This is a genomic window from Pseudomonas sp. LBUM1641, assembly GCF_059716235.1.
This window is the reverse complement of the sequence record NZ_CP166815.1, coordinates 4,165,577-4,187,291: the sequence shown is the minus strand read 5'-3', so window position 1 is coordinate 4,187,291 and position 21,715 is coordinate 4,165,577. Positions and strand designations below refer to the sequence as shown.

Here is a 21,715-nt window from a genome sequence, read left to right as displayed (position 1 = left end):
CTGGGGGTGCGACACAGGCGCGCCCCCAGGTCCTCAGGTCACATTCAAACGATCGAGCAAGCTGTACCACGCCACGCCCGCGCCAATGTAGAACCGCTGCAACCCATGCAAGGGTAGTCGCTGCAGCGGAGTTACCGGATAAGAAAAATCCGAACGGCTGTCACACAAGCGTCCCGCCAGTTGCTGGCCCAGGCTGGTACACAACGCAATCCCGCGCCCGTTGCAACCCAGCGCCAGAGTCAAGCCGGGCGCGGGCTCGTGAACGTGGGGCATAAAGTCCCGGGTGATCGCGATCCGCCCCGCCCAGCGGTACTCGAAGTCCAGCTTGCCCAGTTGCGGAAACAACAACGCCAGCGAGCGTTCCAGGTGCGCAAAATCCGCTGGCCCCGTGGGATCTTCGAACAGTCCGCGCCCGCCCATCAGCAGGCGGCCGTGGGCGTCCTTACGAAAGTACAGCAACAGGCGCTGTGCGGTTGAGACGGTTTCCTTGCCCGGCAAAATGCTCTCGGCCGCAGCCCCGCTCAATGGTCGGGTGGCGACGATAAAGCTGTTGGCCGCGAGCACACTCTGGGCCATGCCGGGCCACAAGTCGCCGCTGTAGCCGTTGGTGGCCAGCACCACTTGGCCGGCAGACACCTGCGCGCCGCTGGCGGTTTGCAACTTCCAGCCAGCCCCCGCCTGTTGCATCGCGGTCACGGCGCTTTGCCCGTGGATGCGTACGCCCGCCGCCTGCGCTGCACGCACCAGGCCGCGCGCATAGGCCAGGGGTTGGATGGCGCCAGCGCGGCCATCCAGCCAGCCACCGGCAAACGCCTGGCTGCCCATCCGAGCGGACACCGCGCTGGCATCCAGGCGCTGCACCGGTACCCCGCGGCGCTCCCATTGTTCGGCCCGGGCATGCAGGCCTGTCACGCCTTTTTCGGAATAGGAAACCTGCATCCAGCCCTTGCGCGTGGGGGCGCAGTCAATGCCATGGCGCTGGATCAGGTTGAACACCAGATCCGCCGAGTTGGACACGGTATGGATCAGCGGCTCGGCGCGCTCGGCACCGTACATCTGCACCAGTTGATCCGGGTCGTATTTGAGCGTCGGATTGACTTGCCCGCCATTGCGCCCGGACGCGCCCCAGCCAGGTTCGTTGGCTTCCAGCACGCACACGCTCACGCCACGTTCCGCCAGGTGCAGGGCCGTGGACAAGCCGGTGTACCCGGCGCCGACGATGGCCACGTCCACCTTCAATGACTCAGCCAGCGCGGGTGTCGGCGGTGCAGCGGGCGCGGTCGCGGCCCAGAGTGACTTCATGACAGGCTCCGGGTGTTGGCCGTGGGATGCAGCACGCGGCGCAGGAAGTCCTGGGTACGTGGTTGTTGCGGGTTGCCCAGCACCTGCTCGGCCGGCCCGCTCTCCACGATGTAGCCGCCGTGCAGGAAGCACACGCGGTCGGCCACTTCCCGGGCAAAGCCCATTTCGTGGGTCACCACGATCATGGTCATGCCTTCGTCGGCCAGGGTGCGCATCACCTCCAGCACATCGCCCACCAGTTCCGGGTCGAGGGCCGAGGTGGGTTCGTCGAACAGCATGGCGTCGGGCTTCATCGCCAGTGCGCGGGCGATGGCCACCCGTTGTTGCTGGCCGCCGGAGAGTTGTTCCGGGTAGGCATCGGCCTTGGCTGACAGGCCGACTTTATCCAGCAGCGCCAGGGCTTCTTCGCGAGCCTGTTTCAGCGGTTCGCCTTTGACGTACACCGGGCCTTCCATCACGTTTTCCAGCACGGTGCGATGGGGGAACAGGTTGAAGCGCTGGAACACCATGCCCATGCGGCTGCGCAGGGCATGCACGGTCTTGCTGCTGCGCTGCACGGTCTCGCCGAATACGCGGATGGTGCCGCCGTCGTAGGCTTCCAGAGCGTTGATGCAGCGCAACAGGGTGGATTTGCCCGAGCCGGACGGGCCGATCAGGCACACCACTTCGCCCTTGGCCACGTCCAGGTCGACGCCGTGCAGCACGCGATGGGTGCCGTAGTGTTTTTGCAGTTGGCGAATCTTGATCATGCTTTTTTCCTCCGGCCCAGGTGCTGTTCCATGCGGCGCAGGCCATACACCAGCGGCAGGCTCATCAGCAGGTAGAGCAGGGCGACCAGGGTGTAGACGGTCATGTTCTGGAAGGTGGATGAGGCGATCAGTTGGCCCTGGCGCGTCATCTCGGCGACGGTGATGGTCGACACCAGGGACGAGTCCTTGAGCATCATCACCAGGGTGTTGCCGTAGGGCGGCAAGGCGATGCGAAAGGCCTGGGGCAGGATCACCCGGCGCATCATCAGCACCGAGCGCATCCCCAGGGCTTCGGCGGCTTCACGCTGGCCCTGTTCGACGGCGATGATGCCGGTACGGAAGTTCTCCGCCTGGTACGCCGAGTAGGCGATGCCCATGCCGATCACACCCGCCTGGAATGCGCTGAGGTGCACGCCCATGTCCGGCAACACGAAGTAGATGTAGAACAGTTGCACGATGATCGGCAGGCCGCGAATCACATTGATCACGGTGCTCGCTGCCCACGACAGAGCGCGGATCGGCGACAGCTTGAGCAACGCCAGCACCAGACCGATCGCGCTGCTGAGCAGGAACGACAGCACGGTAATCTGGATCGTTACCCAGGCGCCTTGAAGCAGGATCGGCAAGAAGTCCTGGGCGTTTTGCAGGAATTCAGCCGGGTTCATGGTTGCACCTGGGCATCAAGTCCCCACTTCTTGAGGATTGCGTCCAGGGTGCCGTCAGCCTTGATGCTGGCGATGGCCTGGTTCAGGCGTGCGAGGGTTTCGCTGTCGCCCTTGCGCACCACCAGGCACACCTCGCCGACGTTGACCGGCTTGTAGTCGGCGGCGAGCTTCACGCCTTTGAACAGCTTCTGGCGGATCTGGTAGGCCACCACTGGCTGGTCACCCACGGCGGCCTTGATGCGGCCCAGGCTCAGGTCGCGGACCATTTCGCCGATGGAGTCGTAGGTGCGGATTTCCTTGAAGATCCCCAGCTTGTTGAGCATGTCGTAGAAGATCGTGCCGGCTTGCACACCCACCACCTGGTCTTTCAGGGAGCTGAGGTCGGGATAGGCGGCGTTGTCATCGACACTCACGATCAGGCCTTCGCCGTAGGCGTACACCGGTGCGCTGAAGTCCACCACTTGGGCGCGCTCCGGGGTCTTGAGCATGCCGGCGGCGATGAAGTCGAGCTTGCCGGAGGTCAGCGACGGGATCAGTGCGGCAAAGTTGGTCTGCTCGATTTCACTGGTGAAACCACCGGCCTTGCCCACGGCATTGGCGACGTCGACCATCACGCCCTGGATGCTGTTGCTCTTGATGTCGAGGAAGGTGAACGGCGAACCGCTGGCCGTTGCACCGACTTTGTACGAGGCCGCACCGGCGGCGTGCACGGTTGCTACGCAAAAGGTGGCGCAAATACCGAAGGCGAGGCGGCGAAACAAGGGCGAAAGACTGTTCATCGGGTTACTCCAGAAGGAAAACGGATCGTCAGTACCGCAAGCGGTTGGAAAGCAAACCGCAAGCTCTATGCCATTTCGATTCAATAAAATCGTTTAGTGGTATTGAAAATCGACAAAATGAACCATTCGTATCGGTATGCGATTTTATGTGGTCGAATTTGGCAGTTTGGTGTAGAAATATCGCCACGCTTGATCGACCTGACCGCGAGTTCGCCATGTCTGAAGAACGCAACAGCTTGCACAACCAATCCCTCGAAAAAGGCCTGTCGGTGCTCAAGGCATTCAGCGCACAGCGCCGCAGCATGAGCCTTGCAGAGGTGGCCGAGGCCGCCGGCATGACCAAAAGCTCGGCCCAGCGCATGGTGTTTACCCTGGAAAGCCTGGGTTACCTTCGGAAACACTCGCGCACGCGCCATTACCAACTCACACCGCGGGTGCTGGAGTTGGGCTTCAGTTATCTGGATGCGCATTCGTTGATTGAGGTGGCCAACCCGTTCCTCTCGGAATTGACCCGGCTGACCGGAGAAACCTCGTGCCTGACCGAGCCTGCGGGTTACGACATGACCTATATCGCGCGGTTTGTCAGCTCAGGCTTTGTGCCGGTACACATGCCGATTGGCTCGCGGGTGCCGATGTACTGCACGGCGTCGGGCCGGGCGTATTTGAGTGCGTTGCCGCAGGATGAGGCGTTGGTGTTGATTGAGAACAGCCAGCGGGTGGCGCATACCAGCCAGACGTTGACTGAGGTCGACAGGATCATGGCGTCGTTGCAGCAGGTGCGCGAACAGGGCTATGCGGTGAATGGCCAGGAGCTGTTCCTGGGCGACATGACCATCGGCGCGCCGGTGTTGGGCGCGAATGGTCGGCCGGTGGCGGCGGTGCATGTGGTGGCGCCCACCAGTCGGTGGAGCAGGGCGGATGCGGAGAAGCAGTTGGCGCCGGCGTTGTTGCAGTGTTCAAGGGCGTTGAGTAACTCAGCGCGGAACCTTGAATAGCCCCATTCTCAAGAACACAGCAGATCAAAAATGTGGGAGCGGGCTTGCTCGCGAATGCGGTGTGCCAGTCACTGCATCTGGCGACTGATACACCGCATTCGCGAGCAAGCCCGCTCCCACATTTTGATCTTCATCATTCTTGGAGATTGGTGTGAGCCCAAACAAAAAATGCGCCCCTTCGGGCGCATTTTTTTGTTCGGTCAACTATCGCCTATCAGGCAATCGCATCCCAGGCACGATCACCATTCTCGTCTTTAATACGAGTCGGCAACCCCATCACGTCCAGCGCTTTCAGGAACGGCTCAGCCGGCAGTTCCTCGACGTTGGCCATGTGCTTCACGTCCCACTCGCCACGGGCAACCAGCAGCGCTGCGGCCACGGGTGGCACGCCGGCGGTGTAGGAGATGCCCTGGCTGTCGGTTTCGGCAAAGGCTTCTTCGTGGCAGGCCACGTTGTAGATGAACAGCTCGCGTGGCTGGCCATCCTTGGTGCCCTTGACCAGGTCGCCGATGCAGGTCTTGCCGGTGTAGCCCGGTGCCAGCGACGACGGGTCAGGCAGCACGGCCTTGACCAGTTTCAGCGGCACGACTTCCAGGCCTTCGGCGGTGGTGACCGGTTTTTCGGAGAGCAGGCCGAGGTTTTTCAGCACGGTGAACACGTTGATGTAGTGTTCGCCGAAGCTCATCCAGAAACGCACATTGGGCACGTCGAGGTTTTTCGACAGCGAGTGCACTTCATCGTGGCCGGTCAGGTACAGGTTCTGCGAACCGACCACAGGCAGGTCGTCGGTGCGTTTGACTTCGAACATGGTGTTGCTGGTCCACTGGCTGTTCTGCCAGCTCCACACCTGTCCGGTGAATTCGCGGAAGTTGATTTCCGGGTCGAAATTGGTGGCGAAATATTTGCCGTGGGAGCCGGCATTGACGTCGAGAATGTCGATCGAATCAATGCGGTCAAAATGCTTTTGCTGCGCCAGCGCTGCATACGCGTTGACGACACCCGGGTCGAAGCCCACGCCGAGGATGGCCGTGATGTTCTTCTGTTTGCACTCTTCCAGGTGGTTCCACTCGTAGTTGCCGTACCACGGCGGGGTCTCGCAGACCTTGCCCGGCTCTTCGTGGATGGCGGTGTCGAGGTATGCCACGCCCGTGTCGATGCAGGCACGCAGTACCGACATGTTGAGGAACGAGGAACCGACGTTGATGACGATCTGCGATTCGGTTTCGCGGATCAGTGCCTTGGTCGCTTCCACGTCCAAAGCGTTCAGCGCAAAGGCTTGAATCTGGGCGGGTACCTTGAGGCTACCCTTGGCCTTGACGCTGTCGATGATGGCCTGGCATTTGGAGATGTTGCGCGACGCGATAGCAATACGACCGAGTTCGTCGTTGTGCTGCGCGCACTTGTGGGCCACCACCTTGGCGACACCTCCTGCACCAATGATAAGAACGTTCTTTTTCAATTGCTTTATCTCTCCTTTATCTGTCCGCTTTACGAAAGGCTGGACAGGTAGTCGTCGTAACCAAATTCACGAACCACTTCGACTGTACCGTCGAGTTGTTTCACTACGATGGACGGCATTTTCAGGCCGTTGAACCAGTTTTTCTTGACCATGGTGTAGCCTGCCGTGTCGATGAACGACAGTCGATCGCCGATGGCCAGCGGCTGATCAAATTGGTATTCACCGAAGATGTCCCCGGCCAGGCACGACTTGCCGCACACCATGTAGGTGTGTTCACCGTCGCTTGGTGCCAGCTTGGCGTTGAGGCGATAGATCAGCAGGTCCAGCAGGTGGGCTTCGATGGAGCTGTCTACCACGGCGAGGTTCTTGCCGTTGTAGAGGGTGTCGAGCACGGTCACTTCCAGGGAGGCGCTGTTGGTGATCGCGGCTTCGCCGGGCTCCAGATACACCTGCACGTCGTACTTCTGCGAGAACGCCTTGAGGCGCTGGCAGAAGGCGTCGATGGCATAGCCTTCACCGGTAAAGTGGATGCCGCCGCCGAGGCTGACCCAGTTGACCTTGTGCAGCAGCGCGCCGAAGCGCTCTTCAATGGTGTTGAGCATCTGGTCGAACAGGTTGAAGTCACCGTTCTCGCAGTTGTTGTGGAACATGAAGCCGGAGATCTGCTCGATCACACCTTCGATCTTCACAGGGTCCCACTCGCCCAAACGGCTGAACGGGCGCGCCGGGTCGGCCAGCAGGTAGTCGGAGCTGCTCACTTGCGGGTTGACGCGCAGGCCGCGGGTCTTGCCTTCGCTGCGTTCGGCAAAGCGCTGCAGCTGGCTGATGGAGTTGAAGATGATCTTGTCGCAGTTATCCAGCATCTCTTCGATTTCATCGTCGGCCCAGGCCACGCTGTAGGCGTGAGCTTCACCTTCGAACTTCTGGCGACCCAGCTTGAGCTCGTACAACGACGACGAGGTGGTGCCGTCCATGTATTCCTGCATCAGGTCGAACACTGACCAGGTGGCGAAACACTTGAGGGCCAGCAGAGCCTTGGCGCCGGACTGTTCGCGCACGTAGGCGATCTTCTGCATGTTGACCAGAAGCTTCTGTTTGTCGATGAGGTAGTACGGCGTTTTGATCATTTTCAGAGCCTGCGGCGGTGCCTGCCAAAAAAGGACACGCATTGTGCCCGCACTTGGGACAGATCGAAAGGTTAGTCAGCGGAATTTGCTGGCCCGGTTATAAGCTGGCCTGTGAATATGACAGCCCGTAGGTATGATGAGCCGCTTTGATAACGCATCCCGGCTTTGGCGACGAGAGGTGAGAATGGACGCATGGACGCTGCATTGGCTGGAAGCTTCGGGGAGCCTGGCGCAGTTTCGCCCTGAGCTGATCCGTGAATTTGAAGTCGCCTACGTGGCCATTGCGGAGCTGATGCCACCGCCGCGCCTGGACATTCTGATCCAGCGATTGCCGGGGGAGACCCTCCCGGAACTGGGCCTGGTGGGGCGCGCTTATCGCAGCACCCTGTTCAGCATGACCCTTGATCCCGACAATCCGAATTTCCTCGCCAGCCTGCAAAGCGGCGCGTTGCGCCGACATGTGGTGCATGAAGTGCATCATTGCCTGCGCATGGCAGGGCCCGGCTATGGCTGGACGCTGGGGGAGGCGATGGTCAGTGAAGGCCTGGCCGGGCAGTTTGTGCGCCGGGTGCTGGGCAGTGAGCCGGAGTTGTGGGAGAGGGCGCTTGCACCACAGGAACTGCTGAGTTCCCCTGTAGACCGCCAGCTTCTCGAGGCCACGTATTACGACCACAGTGAATGGTTCTTTGGTACCGGCGCGCGGCCAAGGTGGTTGGGTTACACGCTCGGCTACCAGATGGTGGAGGCCTGGCTGGCAACGCTGGGTGAGGTGGACGCCGCCACATGGGTCAACGTGCCCGCCCAAGACATACTCGCCAATGCAACCAAGCAAGGGCTCGTGACCCGGCCTTGAAACACAAACCCACCAAGCACCCCCCATCCCCTGTGGGAGCCGTCGAGCTTTAGCGAGGCCGCGAAGGCGGCGGCACAGCCTCTAAATAGGTCGCCTGACACACCGCTATCGCAGCCTCGCCAAAGCTCGACAGCTCCCACAGGAGATCTTCAGCGGCCTCCAAAACCCCGTCCACACTGACATCAAACCGTCATCTCCCCATCGTCTGACTGCCACATTCCCCCGTTACTGTCCTCGCCAATGAGATCGATCTCAAGCGAGTGACAATGACTGATTTGAAAGACGTAGCGCGGCTGGCCGGCGTATCCCGTGCCACCGCCGCCCGCACCTTTGCCTCCCCGGAACAAGTGCGCCCGGCCACCCGCGACCAGGTATTCGCTGCCGCCCGCGAGCTGGGTTTCAGGCCCAACTTGCTGGGCCGCCAACTACGCCTGCAAACCACCCAACTGATTGGTGTGGTGGTGCCCAATCTGCTCAACCCGGTGTTCGCCGAGCAGTTCCAGGCCATGGAGCGCGCCGCGCGCCTGCGTGGCTATAACCTGTTGCTGGCGACCACCGACTACAGCGCCGAGCGCGAAAGCAGCGTGGTGGAAGAACTGCTGCGCCAGCGCGTCGACGGCCTGGTGCTGACCGTCACCGACGCCGAAAGCAACAGCGTGCTCCACAGCCTGGCCACGGAAGAAACACCGTTCGTGCTGGCTTACCACCAACCCGACAACCCCAACTACAGCGCCGTCTCCGTGGACAACCGCGCCGGCATGGCCCTCGCTACCCGTTATCTGCTGGAAGCCGGCCATCGCCGGATCGCCATGGTTGCCGGCCCCGCGTTGCAGTCCGACCGGGCCCGCCTGCGCTACGCCGGGTATTGCGATGCCATGGGCGAGTACGGTCTCGATAGCCAGCCGGTGATCGAAATGCCGGCCCACACCCAAGCTGAGTTCGCCGCCATTGAACCCTTCCTGCAAGGCCCCCAGGCCCCCACAGCGCTGGTGTGTTCCAACGATTTTCTCGCCATCAGCCTGATCGCCGAACTGCGCCGCCATGCCTGGAACGTGCCCGAACAACTCTCGGTGATGGGGTTCGACGGCATTTCCCTGGGCACCCAGATGCACCCGACGCTGTGCAGCGTGGTGCAGCCCATCGCGCTGTTGGCCAGCACCGTGATCGACCAACTGCTGGCGCAAATCGCCGGCAACCCACCGACTTCCCACTGCCTGCCGTGCCATATCCAGCCGGGCGAAAGTACCCAACCCCATAAAGGAGACGCTTGATGAGCATGCTCAGTAAAACCCTGGCGGCATTGCTGCTGTGCGGCACGGCCAGCCTGGCCCAGGCCGTCGACACCGCGATTTGCTACAACTGCCCGCCAGACTGGGCGGACTGGGGCTCGCAACTCAAGGCCATCGCGGCGACCACCGGTGTGCAGGTGCCACTGGATAACAAGAACTCCGGCCAGTCCCTGGCGCAGTTGGTGGCCGAGAAAGCCGCGCCGGTGGCCGATGTCGTCTACTACGGCGTGACGTTCGGCCTGCAAGCGCAGAAGGCCGCGGTGGTGGAGGGCTATAAACCCAAAGGCTGGGAACAGATTCCCGCCGGCCTGAAAGACCCGGACGGCCAGTGGTTCGCAATTCACTCCGGCACCCTGGGCATCATGGTCAACGTTGATGCCCTGGGCGGGCTGCCGGTGCCGCAAAGTTGGGCCGACCTGCTCAAGCCTGAGTACAAAGGCATGGTCGGTTACCTCGACCCGTCCAGCGCTTTCGTTGGCTACGTCTCGGCGGTGGCGATCAACCGCGCCATGGGCGGCGACCTCGATAACTTCGCCCCGGCCATCGACTACTTCCAGAAACTGTCGAAAAACGCCCCCATCGCGCCCAAGCAAACCGCCTATGCGCGGGTGCTTTCCGGCGAGTTGCCGATCCTGGTGGACTACGACTTCAACGCCTATCGCGCCCGCTACAAGGACAACGCCAACGTCGCCTTCGTGATTCCCAAGGAAGGCAGCATCAGCGTGCCGTACGTGATGAGCCTGGTGGCGAACGCACCGCATCGCGCCAACGGTGAAAAGGTCCTGGACTTCGTCTTGTCCGATGCGGGCCAGGCACTTTGGGCCAAAGCCTACCTGCGTCCGGTGCGGCCATTGAAGATGCCGACGGACGTCGCCGCGCAGTTTTTGCCAGACAGCGACTACGCCCGTGCCGGCGTGGTGGATTACCAAAAAATGGCCGCCGTGCAGGAAGCCTTCGCCGCGCGTTACCTGAGTGAGGTCAAGTAAGTGAAGGCACTCTTGCGGCCAAATCCCGCCTGGGCACTGGCCCCGGCGTTTGCGGTGCTGCTCGCGTTCTGGTTGTTGCCGCTGGCGCACCTGATGGTGCTGGGCGGCGAAAGCCGCGACAGCCACGGCAGCGGTTACTGGCAAGTGCTGAGCAGCGCGCAATACCTGGGCAGCCTGGCGCAAACCTGCGTGCTCGCGGTGCTGGTGACGCTGGCGGCGCTGCTGGTGGGCGGCATCGCCGGTGTGTTTCTCGCCCGTCAGCAATTCTTCGGGCGTTCGGCGCTGGTGGCGTTGTTGACGTTTCCCCTGGCGTTCCCCGGTGTGGTGGTGGGCTTCCTGGTGATCCTGCTGGCCGGTCGACAAGGCTTGTTTGCCGCACTCGGGCTTCAGTTGGCCGGTGAGCGCTGGATCTTTGCCTATTCGCTGGCGGGGTTGTTTGTCGGCTACCTGTACTTCTCGATTCCTCGGGTGATCCTCACGGTGATGGCGGCGTGTGAAAGCCTCGACCGCAGCCTCGAGGAAGCCGCCCATTCACTGGGGGCCGGGCATTGGCGTGTGGTGTGCGACGTGATCGTGCCGGGCCTGGCGCCGGCCTTGGCATCCTGCGGGGCGATCTGTTTTGCCACGTCCATGGGCGCCTTCGGCACGGCGTTCACCCTGGGCACGCGGCTGAACGTGACGCCCGTCGCTATCTATAACGTGTTCACCAACTACGCCAACTTTGCGGTGGCGGCAGCCCTCTCGGTGGTGCTCGGCGCGGTGACCTGGGCCGTGTTGTTGCTGACGCGGCGCCTGGTGAAACACTCGGGGACCGTCCTGTGAAGCGCTCATCGCTGTTTGTCATCCAGCTGCTGTTTACCTTGCTGGTCTGCGCCTTCATGTTGGTGCCGGTATTGATGTCATTGCTGGCGGGGCTGACGCGCAATTTCTTTGTCGGCCTGTCCAGCGGCCTGACCTTCGACTGGTTGATTCAGGTCTGGCAGGCCTACTCGCCGACGGTCTGGCTCTCGCTGCAATTGGCCCTGGCCTGCGCGGTATGCGTCTGCGTGATCGGCGTACCGGCGGCGTATGCCTTGGTGCGCATGAACAACCGCTTCAGCCGCGCCTTCGAGGAATTGATGGTGCTGCCGGTGGCCATGCCCGGCCTGGCCAGTGCCCTGGCGTTGTTGCTGACCTACGGCCAGTTCGGCGGGTTTCGCAGCAGTTGGTTGTTCATCCTGGTGGGGCATGTGTTGTTCACATTGCCGTTCCTGGTGCGCCCGGTGATGGCGGTGATGCAACGCCAGCAACTGCCGGTTCTGGAAGAGGCCGCCGCCAGTTTGGGCGCAGGCCCCGTTCGGCGCTTTTTCAGTGTGGTAGTGCCTAATTGCCGGGCGGGGATTCTCGCCGGGGTGCTGATGGTCGTCACCCTGTCCCTGGGCGAGTTCAACCTGACCTGGATGCTCCACACGCCGATGACCAAGACCTTGCCCGTCGGCCTCGCTGACAGCTATGCCTCGGCCCGCCTGGAAATCGCCAGCGCCTACACCCTTATCTTTTTGCTGATGATCGTACCGCTGCTGATTGCGTTGCAGGCCATCAGTGCTCGTCTGTCCCGTGGAGAGCGTCGATGACCGCTATCACCATTCGCCTGAAGGGTTGCCGCAAGGCATTCACTGACGGCACCGTTGCCGTGCAAAACCTTGACCTGACCATCGAGGGCGGCGAAACCCTGGCCATTCTCGGCCCGTCCGGTTGCGGTAAAACCACCACCTTGCGCTTGATCGCCGGCCTTGAGCGTCCTGATGTGGGCCAGGTTTTTTTCGGTGACACCGACGTCACGCGCCTGCCCATCGAGCGCCGTGATGTGGGCATGGTGTTCCAGAATTACGCGTTGTTTCCCAACCTGGATGTGGCCGGCAATATCGTCTATGGCCTGAAAATTCGCGGCGTCGCGCCGGCAGAGCGCAACAAGCGCTGTGACGAACTGCTGGAGCTGGTGGGCCTGCAGAACCATGGCAAGCGCAGCATCCATGAACTGTCCGGCGGCCAGCGCCAGCGTGTGGCACTGGCTCGCGCCTTGGCACCTCGGCCCAAAGTGCTGTTGCTGGATGAACCGCTGGCCGCCCTCGATGCACAGTTGCGTGAGCGCCTGCGCAGCGAGCTGGATCAGCTATTGCGCGGCCTCGGCATCACCTCGGTGTTCGTCACCCACGATCAGGGCGAAGCCATGGCCCTGGGAGATCGCATCCTGGTGATGGAGCAGGGGCGTATCGCGCAACTGGCCAGCCCGCGGGAGATCTACCAGCAGCCGGCCAACGCGTTTGTCGCAGGCTTTGTGGGCAACCTGAATGCCTTTTCGGTGGTTGATCGCACGGCCCATGGCTTGACAGTGTGCGGCGGCGAACTGCCGTGGCACGAGCCCCATCTGCCGGCCACCGTGTACTGCCGCCCCGAGCACCTGCGGGTGATGGAGAGCGAAGGGCACCTGCACGGGCATTTGCTGGCGCAGTTTTTCCAGGGCGCGCAAAGCCGCCTGCTGGTGGATGTCGGCGGCCCGCAACCGTTGCTGGTGGACAGCAGCGACAACCAGCTTTACGCCGTCGGCGCGCCGATTGCCCTGGCCATCGCCCCACACAAGCTGTTCACCCTGCATGCCTGACTTCAGAGAGCCTATTTTGAACCGTCCGTTTCTTGTTGCGCAGATCAGCGATCTGCACCTTAAAGCCGGTCAGCGCCTGACTTACGGCGTGGTCGACACTCTCGGTGCATTGCGCCGTGCCGTCGACCACCTGAATGCCAGTTACCCGAGGCCCGATATCGTGGTGATCAGCGGCGACCTGGTGGACTTTGGTCGCGCCGATGAATACGCCGTGCTGCACCCCGAGCTGGCCCGTTTGCAGATGCCTTGCTACCTGGTGCCGGGCAATCACGACAACCGCCAGCATTTGCTCGACGCGTTTCATGATCACCGCTATTTGCCGGCGAGCGCCGACGGCCCGCTGGACTGGGCGGTGGACGACTATCCGGTGCGGCTGATCGGCCTGGATTCGACGATCCCTGATGCCCATGGCGGCCAGCTGCTGGACAGCCAATTGCAGTGGCTTGATGAGCAACTGTCGCTGCATCCGAACGTGCCGACCCTGCTGATCTTGCATCACCCGCCGTTTATCAGCGGCATCGGCCATATGGACCGCGAGCCGTTCCGTAACGCTGCCGCGCTGGAAAAGGTCATCGCCCGTCACCCCCAGGTGGAGCGTCTGCTGTGCGGGCATTTGCACCGGCCGATGCAGCGCCGTTTCGGCGGCAGTGTGAGCTGCGTATGCCCGGGTACGTCCCATCAAATCGTGCTGGATCTACAGGAGGCCGCGCCGGCGCATTTTAATCTGGAACCGGCGGGTTACCTCTTGCACCGCTGGGATGAACAACAAGGGTTGGTCAGCCACAACGGCGTATTCGGGGACTACCCGGGGCCGTATCCGTTTTATGACGCTCATGGATTGATTGACTGAAGTTTCCCGGAGGTTTATCTCTTGCGCGGTGGCGCTCCGATATTAATCGCTGCTGCTGCCGAGCAAGATCCAGCGCTTGCCCGAGGCATGGATGTCATAGGCGAACTCCCAGAACACGGGATAGCCTGGATGGCCGTTGGCGAGGTAGAAATCATAGGCTGCATCAGCGTTATCGAGTTGTGCTCCCTGCAACAGTTGTTCGGCCAATGCCCGAATTTCTGCGTGTTTGATGTCGAGGTCTTTGGGGCCTGAACCGGGGTCGCCAGGGTAGAGCAGCCACTCAAGCACTTGCTCGCGAACTTCGTTGAGACTGACGGGAGCACAGCGACTCACCACGCAGGATGAGTTGACCGCAGACTTGAGGATGTCTATCAACGGGGCGCCCGAATCCAGAGGGCCGTAGACGTCCAACGAGACCTGATAGTTGTAGCCATACAGAAGGTGTTCAAGCCGCTGAATGTATTCAGGCCGGTTGTCGTTGATCACCTGCATGAAGCCTCCTGATCAATTAATGATTTAGCGTGAGTTGCATGTTCGTCCTGTACCGGCTCAAACCCGCAGCGCAGATAAAAGGTTGCGCCCTCGCGGGTGTCGGTAGACAGGCGCACAACATGGAAGGATTGCACCGCGCGTTCCAAAAGCTGGCCCACCAACGCTTTACCTATATGCCGTTTCCTCGAAGCGCGTGCGACGTACACCCGGCGTAGCCTGCCAACGTCCGGACCGGCATAAGGGTCATAAGACAGCCCGCCAACGGCGATCAACTGCCCGCTATTGAAAACGCCCAAAAGACATTCGCCTGGCTGGTCGAAACGGTTGGCGCCGCTGTGCCACTCTGCAATCAAGCGCGTTAGAAATCTGAACCCTTCAGCTACCGCCTCTGTTTCCAATGCCTGGATTTGTTCGGGCAATACCGAGAGGGCGCGTATCGACAAACCGTCCTCTGATTCAGCCACTGCGATTCTCCAGATCCAGCCAAGCGGCCTTGGAGTCGGCGCATGAATGCTTCTGCTTGCCAGGCGAGAACGGCGTATCGAGTGTAGCGATCGCTATCGAGACCCAGTCCGGGTAAACCCCATTGGCATCGGACCAGAACAGCGACGAGCCGCAGCGTGAACAAAATTCACGAAACACACCCTCGGAAGATTCGTAAGCCTTGAGCGTTTGCAGCGAGGACGCGATGTGCACCGACGATTTCGGGGCACTCGCGTACGTCGCAAAAGCGGCGCCATGACCCTTCTGGCATTTTTTGCAGTGGCAATGCGTCACTGCTTGCAGCGGTGTTGATACTCGGTAGCTGACCGCGCCGCACAGGCAGCTACCCTGGTGAAGTCCTTCCATGTTGATTCAATCCCAAGCTCAATGGAGTGACTATACCGCTCTCCCGTGAGCCTTGAGCAAGTCCAGTTTTCGGTATCACGTATTGGTCTTCAACTTGGTCCACAACCTCGTCGCCAACCGCGCAATCGCCGGCGGCAGGTCCTCCACGATAAACAGCTTGTCCATCACGCTTTTCGGCGGGTAGATCGCCAGTTCTTGCTTCACCTCAGGGGTCACTAGCTCATCCGCCGCGCTGTTGGGGTTGGCGTAGTGGATGCTGTTGCTGATGTTGGCAATCACCTTGGGCTCCAGCAGGTAATTCATATAGGCATAGCCGTTCTTCTCGTGCGGCGCGCCCTTGGGCATCACCACCATGTCCAGCCACAACGTCGAACCTTCATCCGGGATCGAGTAGGCGATGTTGATGCCGTTCTTGGCTTCCTTGGCGCTGGCGGCGGCTTGCACGACGTCGCCGTTAAAGCCGATCACTGCGCAGATGTTGCCATTCGCCAGGTCGCTGATGTACTTGGAGGCGTGGAAGTACTGGATGTAGGGCCGGATCTTCAACAGCGCCTGCTCGGCCTTTTTGTAGTCGGCCGGTTCGTGGCTGTGGTGAGGCAAGCCCAGGTAGTTGAGGGTGATCGGCAGGATCTGCGTGGGGTTGTCGATAATCGCCACGCCGCAGGCGCTGAGTTTCTTGATGGTGTTTTCATCAAAGAACAGGCTCCAGGAATGGGTGACGTCGGTGGTGCCGAAGATCGCCTTGATCTTCTCGACGTTGTAGCCAATCCCCGCCGTGCCCCACATATACGGGAAGCCGTATTGGTTGCCGGGGTCGTTGGTCTCCAGCTTCTTCATCAGCAGCGGGTCGAGGTTTTTCCAGTTGGGCAACTGGCTTCGGTCGAGCTTCTGGATCGCTCCGGCCTTGATCAGCCGCGACAGGAAGTGGTTGGACGGGCTGACCACGTCATAACCGGTGTTGCCGGTCATCAACTTGGACTCCAGCACTTCATTGCTGTCATGAATGTCGTAGGTCGCCTTGATCCCGGTCGCCTTGGTAAAACTGGTCAAGGTGTCGTCGGCGATGTAGCCGTTCCAGTTGGAAATATTCACTTCCTCGGCGGCGTACACGGCCGCCGGGAGCGCGCTGAGAATGACCGCCAGGGACAGACTGTTGATGTGCATGTGAATCACCTTTGTTGAGGTTTTTTGTTCTAGATTTCTGTCCGAGCCCGGACCGTTTCCACGCGCATACGCAGCATGGCACCGATGTCGAACAACGGGCGAGGCGGCAGCCAGCCGGGCGTTGCCCTGTGCATCACGGAGTCCAGGAGTGAAGAGGTTTGGCCCGACGCCCACTCGGCCAGCAGTCGACCCCACAGCGTGCCGCGGGCCACGCCCGAACCATTGCAGCCGGCGACGGCGTACAGGTTGTTTTCGACCCGCGCAAAATACGGTTGCCCGCTGCGGGATGCGCTCAAGTGGCCGGTCCAGGTGTAGTGGATGTCTTGTTCGGTGAGCCACGGGAAGCGCCGCTGCAAACCCTTCACATGGTGCTCGCGCCGATGCAACAGGTCGCCGTTGGACAGGTCACGGGTGCGGTATTCCGCAGTGTTGCGGATCATCACCCGGCGGTCCGGCGTCAGGCGCACCGTGGCGCCCAGTGGCCGGGTGGACAGTACGCCCCAGGGCTCCACCGCGCCGATACGACAGTATTCCTCATCGCTGAGAGGGCGGGTGAGGCTGGCGCTGAGTTCCATCGGGAACGTTGCGCTGTCTTCAATACGCACCCGTGGAATAAAGGCGTTGAGGCACACCAGCACCTGGCTGGCTTCAATGCAGGCGTCCGGGCTGTTGGCGCGAATGCCGCCATTGGCCATGCGCTCAAGGCTTGTGATGTCGGTGTTCTCATAGAGCGTCACGTTGTCCGGCAGGGCGTCCAGCAAGCCCTTTACGTACTTCGCCGGTTGCAGCAGGGCGTTGCCATTGCCGCACCAGATAGCGGCCTGGTAATGCTCGGTGCCGAGTGTTTGTGCGAGCGCCTCACCCTGTAGAAAGTGCGCTGAAGCACCCACCGCACGCAAGGTCGCCAGCTTGGCATCCACATGCTCGAGCTTGTCGGGATCGTGCACGGCGAAGAAGTAGCCGCTGTCCCTGAAATCGCAGTCGATGGCATGGCGCGCAATGCGCTCGCGCACTTCATGACTGGCGGCGCGCGAGATGGCGGTGTCCACCTCGAAATCGGCGAAGCCAGCACGGCCCATCAATTCACTTTCAGCGGGATGCTCATGGGCCACCACAAAACCGGAATTGCGCGCCGAGGCACCTTGGGCGGCGCGCTGGCGGTCGACGATCACGATGCGTGCCTCGGGGTGCATCTCGGCCAGGTTGTGGGCCGCACACAAACCGGTAATCCCCGCGCCGATCACCAGCCAGTCGGCTCTTTGAACGCCGGTCAGTCGGCCCCGGGCGGGGAGGCTGTCAGTCTGGGCAATCCAGCCACATGTGTTTTCCATGAAGAACCTCGGCTGTATGCGTTGTTCGCATGACTAAGTTCGGGCTACAGCTGGAATCTATAGGGGCGGTGGTGATACAACCAACGTTATAAAATCATCCAGCTATTCGGAAAACGCATGGATAACATTCGTCACGTGCCCTCGTTGCAGGGCCTGCAGGCGCTGGTTGAAGTCAGCGATTGCGCCAGTTTCACCGTGGCAGCACAGAAGCTATGCCTTACCCAGAGCGCGGTGAGTCGCAAAATCCAGCAACTGGAAAGCCACTTCGGCGTGCCGATGTTCACCCGCACCAGCCGCAGCCTGCGCCTCACCGCCGAAGGTGAGCAGGTGCTGGCCAGCGCCCGGAGCATCCTGGCGCAACTGAAGGTGCTGGAGGATCGGCTCTCGCCTCACAAACGCCCGTTTCGCATCCGCCTGCATGTGTCGCTGGCGGTGCGCTGGCTGCTGCCCAAGCTCAGTGATTTCTATCGCAACCATCCCGATATTTCCCTGGCGATCGAGACTGTCGCCACCGAGGTGGTCGAGCCGGCCAGTGACAGCGATGCCTACATCCTTTACCTGCCAAAACCCGACAACGATCCTGCGCGCCTGACCTTGTTCCACGAGTCACTGGTCCCGGTTTGCGCCCCTGGTCTGGGGCCGCTGGCTTCGGTGGAACAACTCGCACACTTTGCGCTGCTGCATCGTTCGGCCGACAAACAAGACTGGATGACCTGGCTGGCGGCCAATGGCGCGCGGTCGCTGGACGACTACCGGCATATCCCGTTCAACCTCGACGAACTGGCACTGGATGCCGCCGCGCGCGGGCTTGGGGTGGCGATGACGGATCTGACCCTGGCGACAGAGTCGATCGAGCGTGGGGTGTTGGTAGTGCCGTTTGGTCAGCCGTTGGTGACCGGCGGGGTGTATGCGCTGTGCCTGCAGCCATCGGCGGCGTCACACCCAGGCTGTGCGCTGATCATGCAATGGTTTGGGCAGCAGGCGCGGCATGCTAACGTCACGCCTTGACTTTCTATCGCCAGCCCATCCATGAAAATGCCCGATATCGACGCCATCCAGGCGTCTATCAGCCTGAAGATAAAACGCCTCGAGGAAAGCCTTGGCCGCAAGCTGCTGGAGCGTACGCCGCGACGGGTCACGGTCGATATTCCAGCGGACTGAACTAGAAAATCAGGCGCCCGGCCCAAGCCATCAGCAGGGCCAGGCTGCCGATGCCGAGGATGGCCACGCCCAACGCGGCGAAGTGAGCGAGCAGGGCGGTTACAGGCTGAGTTCGACGGGGTTTCATGTGAGGGCTTCCTTGGGGCTTGGGAAGCAAAAGTATGTAGAGCGGCCGGGCACCGAAACAGACGCCGCCAGCTATTTCAGTGATAAGCAAAACGAAAGCCCACCCACTCCCGCGCGTAGCAGCTGTCGAGCCCCAGCGAGGTTGCCGTGCCAGGCATCGTACCGAGTCGCGCCCAACGCAGCCTCGCTGGGGCTCGACAGCTGCTACGTGCATACGTGCATACGTGCATACGTGCATACGTGCATACGCGCGGGGAGCGCTTGGAGTGTGGAGCGTAAGCACCGCGCGATCATTCAAGCCTGGGCGGCGCATTTCGTCATGAGTAGAACTTGTGATGATCTGGAATAAAATGAGTTTGTCTCACTATCGCTCGGTCCCGACAATAGCTCCCATACACACACATTGGAGCTTTACGTCATGGCTGTTGCCCATTCCCTTGGATTCCCGCGCATTGGTCGCAATCGTGAACTGAAAAAAGCGCAGGAAGCGTTTTGGAAGGGCGAGCTCGATGAAGCCGGCCTGCGCGCCGTAGGTCGTGAGCTGCGCAAGACGCACTGGGACCTGCAAAAGAAAGCCGGCATCGAGTTGCTGCCCGCCGGTGACTTCGCCTGGTACGACCAGGTACTGACTCACTCGCTGATGTTCGGCGTGATCCCTGAGCGTTTCCGCCCGGCCGATGGCAAAGCCACCCTGCAAACCCTGTTCGGCATGGCCCGTGGCGTCAGCGACAACTGCTGCGGCGGTGCCCACGCCCAGGAAATGACCAAGTGGTTCGACACCAACTACCACTACCTGGTGCCTGAATTCAGCGCCGACCAGCAGTTCCAGCTGGGTTGGGATCAACTGTTCGAAGAGGTCAAGGAAGCCCGTGACCTTGGCCACACCGTCAAGCCGGTGGTCATCGGCCCGCTGACGTATCTGTGGCTGGGCAAGGCCAAGGGCGGCGATTTCGACAAGCTCGACCTGCTGGACCGACTGCTGCCGCTGTACGGCCAGATCTTCCAGCGCCTGGCGGACCTGGGCGTGGAGTGGGTGCAAATCGACGAGCCGATCCTGGTGTTGGACCTGCCGCAGGATTGGAAAAATGCCTTTGAACGTGCCTACAACCTGATCCAGCGTGACCCGCTGAAGAAGCTGGTGGCCACCTATTTTGGCGGCCTGGAAGAGAACCTCGGCCTGGCAGCCAACCTGCCGGTGGACGGCCTGCACATCGACCTGGTGCGTGCGCCGGATCAGTACCCGACCATCCTTGATCGCCTGCCGGCTTATAAGGTGCTGTCCCTGGGCGTGGTCAACGGCCGTAACGTATGGCGCTGCGACCTGGAAAAAGCCCTGGCCACCTTGCAGCACGCTCATGAGCGTCTGGGTGATCGCCTGTGGGTGGCGCCGTCCTGCTCCTTGCTGCACAGCCCGGTGGACCTGGGCCGTGAAGACAAGCTGGATGCCGAGCTGAAAAGCTGGCTGGCGTTTGCGGTACAGAAGTGCGAGGAAGTGGCCGTGCTGGCTCAGGCCGTGAATCAACCTGAAGCGCCAAACGTGATCGCCGCCCTGGCTCAAAGCCGCGCCGTTCAAGCTGCCCGTGTCGCTTCCCCGCGCATCCACAAGCCCGCGGTGCAAGCCCGCGTGGCGGCGATCACCGCCAAGGACAGCCAGCGTCACTCGCTGTTTGCCCAGCGTATCGAGAAACAACGGGCCGGCCTCAACCTGCCGCTGTTCCCGACCACCACCATCGGTTCGTTCCCGCAAACCGCCTCGATCCGCCTGGCGCGCCAGTCGTACAAGGCCGGCAAGTTGAGCGAAGCCGAATACGTCGAAGCCATGCACAGCGAGATCCGTCACGCTGTAGAAGTGCAGGAAAACCTTGGCCTGGACGTGCTGGTGCACGGTGAGGCCGAACGCAACGACATGGTCGAATACTTCGCCGAGCAACTCGACGGCTACGTGTTCACCCGGTTTGGCTGGGTGCAGAGCTACGGTTCCCGTTGCGTGAAACCCGCAGTGATTTTCGGTGACCTGAGCCGCCCGAACGCCATGACCGTGGAGTGGATCCGCTACGCCCAAGGCCTGACCAACAAGGTGATGAAGGGCATGCTGACCGGCCCGGTGACCATGCTGATGTGGTCGTTCCCCCGTGAAGACGTGAGCCGCGAAGAACAGGCGCGCCAACTGGCCCTGGCGATTCGTGACGAAGTGGTGGACCTGGAAGCCGCCGGCATCAAGATCGTCCAGATCGACGAAGCCGCGTTCCGCGAAGGCTTGCCGTTGCGCCAGGCGCAGTGGAAGGAATACCTGGATTGGGCCACTGAAGTGTTCCGCCTGTGCGCCTCCGGCGTGCGTGACGAAACCCAGATTCACACCCACATGTGCTACAGCGAGTTCAACGATGTGATCGAGTCCATCGCGGCGATGGATGCCGACGTGATCACCATCGAAACCTCGCGCTCGGATATGGAGTTGTTGGAGGCATTCGAAGCCTTCGCTTACCCGAACGACATCGGCCCGGGGGTGTACGACATCCACTCACCACGGGTGCCGGATGCCTCGGAAATGGCCAACCTGCTGCGCAAGGCAGCCAAACGCATCCCGGCCGAACGCCTGTGGGTCAACCCGGATTGCGGCCTGAAAACCCGTGGCTGGTCGGAGACCGAAGCGGCGCTGATTCACATGGTGACTGCGGCGCGTCAACTGCGGGCTGAACTGGCCTGATCTAAACACTCGGAATCAAACGCCGGGTGAAGATCAAAAAAATGTGGGAGCGGGCTTGCTCGCGAATACGGGGTGTCAGTCACTGAAGATGTTGACTGACCCACCGCATTCGCGAGCAAGCCCGCTCCCACATTGGGTCTCCGGCGTTATCAAAATCATGAAATTGCCAGCATCACCCCGCGCAGATTAG

22 protein-coding genes and 1 pseudogene are annotated in these 21,715 nt (G+C 61.4%); 11 read left to right on the top strand and 12 right to left on the bottom strand.

Annotated features, from left to right (window positions below):
- Positions 1-33: 33 nt before the first annotated feature.
- The 4 genes from ACA046_RS19275 to ACA046_RS19260 are packed head-to-tail and all read right to left on the bottom strand — an operon-like array spanning position 34 to position 3,495.
- Positions 34-1,302, bottom strand: a complete 1,269-nt coding sequence (locus tag ACA046_RS19275; RefSeq protein ID WP_497674729.1) for an NAD(P)/FAD-dependent oxidoreductase — start codon at positions 1,300-1,302, stop codon at positions 34-36.
- The gene (locus ACA046_RS19270) at positions 1,299-2,051 is read right to left on the bottom strand and encodes an amino acid ABC transporter ATP-binding protein (protein ID WP_497674728.1); all 753 of its coding nucleotides are present in this window, start codon (positions 2,049-2,051) and stop codon (positions 1,299-1,301) included. The genes ACA046_RS19275 and ACA046_RS19270 overlap by 4 nt, the downstream gene beginning before the upstream one ends.
- A complete protein-coding gene (ehuD, locus tag ACA046_RS19265) occupies positions 2,048-2,716 on the bottom strand; it encodes an ectoine/hydroxyectoine ABC transporter permease subunit EhuD (protein ID WP_177026630.1) in 669 nt (222 codons plus the stop codon). The genes ACA046_RS19270 and ehuD overlap by 4 nt, the downstream gene beginning before the upstream one ends.
- On the bottom strand, positions 2,713-3,495 hold the full coding sequence (locus ACA046_RS19260) for an ABC transporter substrate-binding protein (protein WP_459021638.1): 783 nt from the start codon (positions 3,493-3,495) through the stop codon (positions 2,713-2,715). The genes ehuD and ACA046_RS19260 overlap by 4 nt, the downstream gene beginning before the upstream one ends.
- A gap of 215 nt (positions 3,496-3,710) precedes the next feature.
- Between ACA046_RS19260 and ACA046_RS19255 the strand changes: the two genes are divergently transcribed.
- Positions 3,711-4,490 (top strand): IclR family transcriptional regulator, encoded by a 780-nt coding sequence (locus ACA046_RS19255; RefSeq protein WP_076017050.1) that lies wholly within the window; start codon positions 3,711-3,713, stop codon positions 4,488-4,490.
- 214 nt (positions 4,491-4,704) lie between these two features.
- On the opposite strand, the gene ACA046_RS19250 is transcribed toward ACA046_RS19255, so the two are convergent.
- A complete protein-coding gene (locus tag ACA046_RS19250; protein ID WP_459021636.1) occupies positions 4,705-5,949 on the bottom strand; it encodes a saccharopine dehydrogenase family protein in 1,245 nt (414 codons plus the stop codon).
- Between the two features lie 29 nt (positions 5,950-5,978).
- Positions 5,979-7,076, bottom strand: coding sequence for a carboxynorspermidine decarboxylase (locus ACA046_RS19245; protein WP_057438683.1), 1,098 nt, complete (start codon positions 7,074-7,076; stop codon positions 5,979-5,981).
- Between the two features lie 184 nt (positions 7,077-7,260).
- On the opposite strand from ACA046_RS19245, the gene ACA046_RS19240 reads away from it, so the two are divergent.
- The 7 genes from ACA046_RS19240 (at position 7,261) to ACA046_RS19210 (ending at position 13,695) form a co-directional block, all read left to right on the top strand.
- The gene (locus ACA046_RS19240) at positions 7,261-7,929 is read left to right on the top strand and encodes a DUF2268 domain-containing putative Zn-dependent protease (protein ID WP_497674727.1); all 669 of its coding nucleotides are present in this window, start codon (positions 7,261-7,263) and stop codon (positions 7,927-7,929) included.
- Positions 7,930-8,195: 266 nt separating this feature from the next.
- Entirely contained in the window at positions 8,196-9,200 is a 1,005-nt protein-coding gene (locus tag ACA046_RS19235) for a LacI family DNA-binding transcriptional regulator (RefSeq protein ID WP_497674726.1), read from the top strand.
- Positions 9,200-10,204, top strand: coding sequence for an ABC transporter substrate-binding protein (locus ACA046_RS19230; RefSeq protein ID WP_497674725.1), 1,005 nt, complete (start codon positions 9,200-9,202; stop codon positions 10,202-10,204). The genes ACA046_RS19235 and ACA046_RS19230 overlap by 1 nt, the downstream gene beginning before the upstream one ends.
- Complete coding sequence (locus ACA046_RS19225) at positions 10,205-11,026, top strand: ABC transporter permease (protein ID WP_459021628.1); 822 nt, start codon at positions 10,205-10,207, stop codon at positions 11,024-11,026.
- The gene (locus ACA046_RS19220; RefSeq protein WP_258346442.1) at positions 11,023-11,817 is read left to right on the top strand and encodes an ABC transporter permease; all 795 of its coding nucleotides are present in this window, start codon (positions 11,023-11,025) and stop codon (positions 11,815-11,817) included. Before ACA046_RS19225 ends, ACA046_RS19220 begins: the two co-directional genes overlap by 4 nt.
- Positions 11,814-12,845: an ABC transporter ATP-binding protein gene (locus tag ACA046_RS19215; RefSeq protein ID WP_497674724.1), complete on the top strand. Its 1,032-nt coding sequence runs from the start codon at positions 11,814-11,816 to the stop codon at positions 12,843-12,845. Before ACA046_RS19220 ends, ACA046_RS19215 begins: the two co-directional genes overlap by 4 nt.
- Positions 12,846-12,861: 16 nt before the next feature.
- The gene (locus tag ACA046_RS19210) at positions 12,862-13,695 is read left to right on the top strand and encodes a phosphodiesterase (protein ID WP_497674723.1); all 834 of its coding nucleotides are present in this window, start codon (positions 12,862-12,864) and stop codon (positions 13,693-13,695) included.
- A gap of 42 nt (positions 13,696-13,737) precedes the next feature.
- On the opposite strand, the gene ACA046_RS19205 is transcribed toward ACA046_RS19210, so the two are convergent.
- From ACA046_RS19205 to ACA046_RS19185, 5 genes are all read right to left on the bottom strand, one after another.
- Positions 13,738-14,187, bottom strand: a complete 450-nt coding sequence (locus ACA046_RS19205) for a hypothetical protein (RefSeq protein WP_459021620.1) — start codon at positions 14,185-14,187, stop codon at positions 13,738-13,740.
- Positions 14,178-14,651: a GNAT family N-acetyltransferase gene (locus tag ACA046_RS19200; RefSeq protein WP_497674722.1), complete on the bottom strand. Its 474-nt coding sequence runs from the start codon at positions 14,649-14,651 to the stop codon at positions 14,178-14,180. The genes ACA046_RS19205 and ACA046_RS19200 overlap by 10 nt, the downstream gene beginning before the upstream one ends.
- Positions 14,644-15,036 (bottom strand): GFA family protein, encoded by a 393-nt coding sequence (locus tag ACA046_RS19195; RefSeq protein ID WP_459021616.1) that lies wholly within the window; start codon positions 15,034-15,036, stop codon positions 14,644-14,646. The genes ACA046_RS19200 and ACA046_RS19195 overlap by 8 nt, the downstream gene beginning before the upstream one ends.
- 75 nt (positions 15,037-15,111) lie before the next feature.
- Positions 15,112-16,200, bottom strand: a complete 1,089-nt coding sequence (locus tag ACA046_RS19190) for a polyamine ABC transporter substrate-binding protein (RefSeq protein ID WP_497674721.1) — start codon at positions 16,198-16,200, stop codon at positions 15,112-15,114.
- Between the two features lie 29 nt (positions 16,201-16,229).
- On the bottom strand, positions 16,230-17,531 hold the full coding sequence (locus ACA046_RS19185; protein WP_497674720.1) for an NAD(P)/FAD-dependent oxidoreductase: 1,302 nt from the start codon (positions 17,529-17,531) through the stop codon (positions 16,230-16,232).
- Positions 17,532-17,648: 117 nt separating this feature from the next.
- Here ACA046_RS19185 and ACA046_RS19180 point away from each other — a divergent pair, with 117 nt between their 5' ends.
- On the top strand, positions 17,649-18,539 hold the full coding sequence (locus ACA046_RS19180; RefSeq protein WP_459021610.1) for a LysR substrate-binding domain-containing protein: 891 nt from the start codon (positions 17,649-17,651) through the stop codon (positions 18,537-18,539).
- Positions 18,540-18,566: 27 nt separating this feature from the next.
- Positions 18,567-18,668: pseudogene (locus tag ACA046_RS19175) on the top strand (helix-turn-helix domain-containing protein); the annotation flags it as partial.
- Positions 18,669-18,693: 25 nt separating this feature from the next.
- Here the strand turns inward: ACA046_RS19175 and ACA046_RS19170 are convergent.
- Positions 18,694-18,819, bottom strand: a complete 126-nt coding sequence (locus ACA046_RS19170; protein ID WP_459021606.1) for a hypothetical protein — start codon at positions 18,817-18,819, stop codon at positions 18,694-18,696.
- A 417-nt stretch (positions 18,820-19,236) separates the two neighbouring features.
- On the opposite strand from ACA046_RS19170, the gene metE reads away from it, so the two are divergent.
- Positions 19,237-21,525, top strand: coding sequence for a 5-methyltetrahydropteroyltriglutamate--homocysteine S-methyltransferase (metE, locus tag ACA046_RS19165; protein ID WP_497674719.1), 2,289 nt, complete (start codon positions 19,237-19,239; stop codon positions 21,523-21,525).
- The last annotated feature ends 190 nt before the right edge of the window (positions 21,526-21,715 follow it).

Coding starts and splice junctions, on each gene's coding strand:
- ACA046_RS19185 (WP_497674720.1), bottom strand. CDS start 17,531: ATGGAAAACACATGTGGCTGGATTGCCCAGACTGACAGCCTCCCCGCC.
- ACA046_RS19235 (WP_497674726.1), top strand. CDS start 8,196: ATGACTGATTTGAAAGACGTAGCGCGGCTGGCCGGCGTATCCCGTGCC.
- ehuD (WP_177026630.1), bottom strand. CDS start 2,716: ATGAACCCGGCTGAATTCCTGCAAAACGCCCAGGACTTCTTGCCGATC.
- ACA046_RS19190 (WP_497674721.1), bottom strand. CDS start 16,200: ATGCACATCAACAGTCTGTCCCTGGCGGTCATTCTCAGCGCGCTCCCG.
- ACA046_RS19230 (WP_497674725.1), top strand. CDS start 9,200: ATGAGCATGCTCAGTAAAACCCTGGCGGCATTGCTGCTGTGCGGCACG.
- ACA046_RS19180 (WP_459021610.1), top strand. CDS start 17,649: ATGGATAACATTCGTCACGTGCCCTCGTTGCAGGGCCTGCAGGCGCTG.
- ACA046_RS19255 (WP_076017050.1), top strand. CDS start 3,711: ATGTCTGAAGAACGCAACAGCTTGCACAACCAATCCCTCGAAAAAGGC.
- ACA046_RS19260 (WP_459021638.1), bottom strand. CDS start 3,495: ATGAACAGTCTTTCGCCCTTGTTTCGCCGCCTCGCCTTCGGTATTTGC.
- ACA046_RS19205 (WP_459021620.1), bottom strand. CDS start 14,187: ATGCAGGTGATCAACGACAACCGGCCTGAATACATTCAGCGGCTTGAA.
- ACA046_RS19245 (WP_057438683.1), bottom strand. CDS start 7,076: ATGATCAAAACGCCGTACTACCTCATCGACAAACAGAAGCTTCTGGTC.
- ACA046_RS19270 (WP_497674728.1), bottom strand. CDS start 2,051: ATGATCAAGATTCGCCAACTGCAAAAACACTACGGCACCCATCGCGTG.
- metE (WP_497674719.1), top strand. CDS start 19,237: ATGGCTGTTGCCCATTCCCTTGGATTCCCGCGCATTGGTCGCAATCGT.
- ACA046_RS19275 (WP_497674729.1), bottom strand. CDS start 1,302: ATGAAGTCACTCTGGGCCGCGACCGCGCCCGCTGCACCGCCGACACCC.
- ACA046_RS19170 (WP_459021606.1), bottom strand. CDS start 18,819: ATGAAACCCCGTCGAACTCAGCCTGTAACCGCCCTGCTCGCTCACTTC.
- ACA046_RS19215 (WP_497674724.1), top strand. CDS start 11,814: ATGACCGCTATCACCATTCGCCTGAAGGGTTGCCGCAAGGCATTCACT.
- ACA046_RS19240 (WP_497674727.1), top strand. CDS start 7,261: ATGGACGCATGGACGCTGCATTGGCTGGAAGCTTCGGGGAGCCTGGCG.
- ACA046_RS19195 (WP_459021616.1), bottom strand. CDS start 15,036: ATGGAAGGACTTCACCAGGGTAGCTGCCTGTGCGGCGCGGTCAGCTAC.